Origin of the sequence: Nostocoides japonicum T1-X7 (genome assembly GCF_001046855.1) — a bacterium.
GTDB classification, from domain to species: domain Bacteria; phylum Actinomycetota; class Actinomycetes; order Actinomycetales; family Dermatophilaceae; genus Nostocoides; species Nostocoides japonicum.
In genome coordinates, this window is record NZ_HF570958.1 from 4,290,144 (window position 1) to 4,293,913 (window position 3,770).

The 3,770-nt window shown below is 71.3% G+C and carries 5 protein-coding genes; all 5 read left to right on the top strand.

Annotated features, from left to right (window positions below):
• Positions 1-216 precede the first annotated feature (216 nt).
• Entirely contained in the window at positions 217-1,134 is a 918-nt protein-coding gene (gene pdxS, locus BN12_RS19470; protein ID WP_048555111.1) for a pyridoxal 5'-phosphate synthase lyase subunit PdxS, read from the top strand.
• Entirely contained in the window at positions 1,131-1,679 is a 549-nt protein-coding gene (locus tag BN12_RS19475) for an NUDIX hydrolase (protein ID WP_235432473.1), read from the top strand. The genes pdxS and BN12_RS19475 overlap by 4 nt, the downstream gene beginning before the upstream one ends.
• 36 nt (positions 1,680-1,715) lie before the next feature.
• Positions 1,716-2,321 (top strand): pyridoxal 5'-phosphate synthase glutaminase subunit PdxT, encoded by a 606-nt coding sequence (gene pdxT / locus BN12_RS19480; RefSeq protein WP_048555114.1) that lies wholly within the window; start codon positions 1,716-1,718, stop codon positions 2,319-2,321.
• A complete protein-coding gene (locus BN12_RS19485) occupies positions 2,318-3,076 on the top strand; it encodes a YebC/PmpR family DNA-binding transcriptional regulator (protein ID WP_048555116.1) in 759 nt (252 codons plus the stop codon). The genes pdxT and BN12_RS19485 overlap by 4 nt, the downstream gene beginning before the upstream one ends.
• A gap of 119 nt (positions 3,077-3,195) precedes the next feature.
• On the top strand, positions 3,196-3,770 hold a 575-nt coding region (ruvC, locus tag BN12_RS19490), incomplete at its 3' end, for a crossover junction endodeoxyribonuclease RuvC (RefSeq protein WP_083454785.1).

The window sequence follows — 3,770 nt, forward strand, 5'->3', positions numbered from 1 at the left end:
AGCTGCGGTGAGGCTCGGTGTTCCGGGGTCACCCGATAAAGCTGCGACCCACGGCGGCGCCGGAGAGGGACGATGGAGCCTGGAGAGGGGCGGGCCTCCGGCCCGGACCGGCGGACAGGTGGGGCGGTCGGGAGAGGTGAGCGCGCGGCATACAATCGGAGGAGCGGCGTGTCAAGGACGCGCCCGTCCCACACCACTTTCTCGCACAGGACGACGATGACCGACAGCACGACCCCCGCGCCCACCGCCCGCACCGAGCGAGGCACCCACCGCGTCAAGCGCGGCATGGCCGAGATGCTCAAGGGCGGCGTCATCATGGACGTCGTCACGCCGGAGCAGGCCCGGATCGCCGAGGACGCCGGCGCCGTCGCCGTCATGGCCCTCGAGCGCGTGCCGGCCGACATCCGCGCCCAGGGCGGCGTCTCGCGGATGTCCGACCCCGACATGATCGACGGCATCATCTCCGCCGTCTCGATCCCCGTCATGGCCAAGGCCCGGATCGGCCACTTCGTCGAGGCACAGGTGCTGCAGAGTCTCGGGGTCGACTACATCGACGAGTCGGAGGTCCTCACCCCGGCCGACTACGCGAACCACATCGACAAGTGGGCGTTCACCGTGCCCTTCGTCTGCGGCGCGACGAACCTCGGCGAGGCGCTCCGGCGGATCACCGAGGGCGCGGCGATGATCCGCTCCAAGGGGGAGGCGGGCACCGGCGACGTCTCCAACGCGACGACCCACATGCGTCAGATCCGCCAGGAGATCCGCCGCCTGCACGGCCTGCCGGAGGACGAGCTCTACGTCGCGGCGAAGGAGCTCCAGGCGCCGTACGAGCTCGTCAAGGAGGTCGCCGAGGCGGGCAAGCTCCCGGTCGTCCTCTTCACGGCCGGCGGCATCGCGACGCCCGCCGACGCGGCGATGATGATGCAGCTGGGCGCCGAGGGTGTCTTCGTCGGCTCCGGCATCTTCAAGTCCGGCAACCCCGCCCAGCGGGCCGAGGCGATCGTCAAGGCGACGACGTTCTACGACGACCCCGACGTCATCGCGAAGGTCTCCCGTGGCCTCGGCGAAGCGATGGTCGGCATCAACGTCGAGGAGATCGCGCAGCCGCACCGGCTCGCCGAGCGCGGCTGGTGACCCTCGAAGGACCCGACGAGGAGTGGACGCGACAGGCTGACGGGCGGCTCTTCCGGCGCGCCGCCCGCGTCGTCGTCCTCGACGAGGACGACCGGCTCCTTCTCGTCCAGGGGCACGACATCGACGAGCCGACGCAGCGGTGGTGGTTCACCGTCGGCGGCGGCATCGCACCCGACGAGTCGGACGCCGCGGGAGCCCTCCGCGAGCTCGCGGAGGAGACCGGGCTCATCCTCGACGAGAGCCGGCTCGAGGGTCCCGTCATCACCCGGACCGCGGAGTTCCCCTTCCTCGGTGACGTATGCCGACAGGACGAGGTCTTCTACCTCACCCGGGTGACGCTCAGCGAGGCCGCCGCCCCGCTGAGCCGCGCCGGCTGGACCGACGTCGAGACCTCATTCGTCGACGAGATCCGCTGGTGGCACCTCGCGGACCTGCGCGCCTCCGCCGGGACGGTCTACCCCGTCGAGCTCCCCGACCTCGTCGAGTCGCTGCTTCCCGGCTGGGACGGCCGGTGCGTCGATCTCGGTGTCCAGCAGGACGACTGACCGTCCCCCTTCCCGTCACGCCCCGAAAGGACATGTATGCCGACCGGCCCCCACATCGGGATCCTCGCCGTCCAGGGTGACGTCCGCGAGCACGTTCGCGCCCTCGAGGAATGCGGCGCCGAGCCGACCCGGGTCCGACGCCCCTCGGAGCTCGACGACATCGAGGGCATCGTCATCCCCGGCGGCGAGTCGACGACGATGGACAAGCTGGTCCGCGCCTTCGAGCTCTTCGACCCCCTCCGCAAGCTCCTCGCGGAGGGGCTCCCTGCATACGGATCCTGCGCCGGCATGATCATGCTCGCCGATCGCATCGCCGACGGCCGGCCGGACCAGCAGACCCTCGGCGGGCTCGATGTCACGGTGCGGCGCAACGCGTTCGGGCGTCAGGTCGACTCCTTCGAGGACGACCTCCACATCGCGGGAATCGACGGGACGGTCCGCGGCGTTTTCATCAGGGCACCGTGGGTCGAGCAGGTGGGGCCGGCCGTCGAGGTCATCGGGCGGGTCGAGCACGACGCGGCCGCCGGTAGGATCGTCGCGGTCCGGCAGGGGAGCCTCCTCGCCACGTCATTCCACCCCGAGGTGACGGGGGACCACCGAGTGCACGAGATGTTCGTCGAGATCGTGAGGAATCGTTCATGAGCGGCCACTCCAAATGGGCCACCACGAAGCACAAGAAGGCTGCCATCGACGCCAAGCGCGGCAAGCTCTTCGCCAAGCTCATCAAGAACATCGAGGTCGCGGCCCGGACCGGCGGCGGTGACCCCTCGGGCAACCCCACGCTCTACGACGCCATCCAGAAGGCGAAGAAGTCCTCGGTCCCCAACGACAACATCGACCGCGCCGTCAAGCGCGGATCGGGCGCCGAGGCGGGCGCGGCCCACTACGAGACGATCACGTACGAGGGGTATGCCCCGGGCGGGGTCGCCATCCTCATCGAATGCCTCACCGACAACCGCAACCGCGCGGCGGCCGAGGTACGCACCGCGCTGACCCGCAACGGCGGGTCGCTCGCCGACCCCGGCTCCGTGTCGTACCTGTTCAACCGCAAGGGCGTCGTCATGGTCCCCAAGGGCGACGGCGTGTCCGAGGACTCGCTCCTCGAGGTCGTCCTCGACGCCGGGGCCGAGGAGGTCAACGACCTCGACGAGTCCTTCGAGATCGTGTCCGAGGCCTCCGACGTCGTCGCCGTCCGGACCGCCCTCCAGGACGCCGGGATCGACTACGACTCGGCCGAGGCGTCGTGGGTGCCCAGCATGCAGGTGCCGCTCGACCTCGAGGGGGCGCGCAAGATGATCCGCGTCGTCGACGCGCTCGAGGACTCCGACGACGTCCAGGACGTCTTCGCCAACGGCGACATCAGCGACGACATCCTCGAGGCCCTCGACGCGGACTGACGGCCACGGTCGCTCCCGGTGATCCGGCCGCCCAGACCTCGGCGTGTCGACGGGGAATCGGGGCGGCGTGACCTACCGTGGATGCCGAACAGTTGTTCGGCGATCGCGGAGGAGTTGACGTGCGCGTCCTCGGAGTCGACCCCGGCCTGACCCGGTGCGGCATCGGCGTCGTCGACGGTGTCCCCGGCCGGGTGAGGCTCGTCGCGGTCGGCGTCGAGCGGACCTCCCCGTCCGAGGCGACGGGGGACCGGCTCGTCCATCTCCAGGACCGGATGGAGGAGTGGTTCGACCGCTATCGGCCCGACGCCGTCGCCATCGAGCGGGTCTTCGCCGACGTCAACGTCGCGACCGTCATGGGGACCGCCCAGGCCACCGCCCTGCCCCTCCTCGCGGCGGCGCGACGTGGCATACCGGCGACGATGCACACCCCGACCGAGGTCAAGGCCGCCGTCACCGGCACGGGGCGCGCCGACAAGGCGCAGGTCACCGCGATGGTCACCCGCATCCTGCGACTGAGCGAGGCGCCGCGACCGGCCGACGCCGCCGACGCCCTCGCGCTGTCGATCTGCCACGTCTGGCGGGGCGCCGGCGCGAGCCGCCTCGCGAACCTCGCCCGCACGGAGCGGGAGCGGCTGGCCGAACGCGATCGGCTCGCCGGGGGGGGGGGGGGGGGGGGGGGGGGGGGGGGGGGGGG

Bases quoted from the DNA above. Each gene is read 5' to 3' on its own strand.
- pdxS (WP_048555111.1), top strand. From the start codon at position 217: ATGACCGACAGCACGACCCCCGCGCCCACCGCCCGCACCGAGCGAGGC.
- BN12_RS19485 (WP_048555116.1), top strand. From the start codon at position 2,318: ATGAGCGGCCACTCCAAATGGGCCACCACGAAGCACAAGAAGGCTGCC.
- pdxT (WP_048555114.1), top strand. From the start codon at position 1,716: ATGCCGACCGGCCCCCACATCGGGATCCTCGCCGTCCAGGGTGACGTC.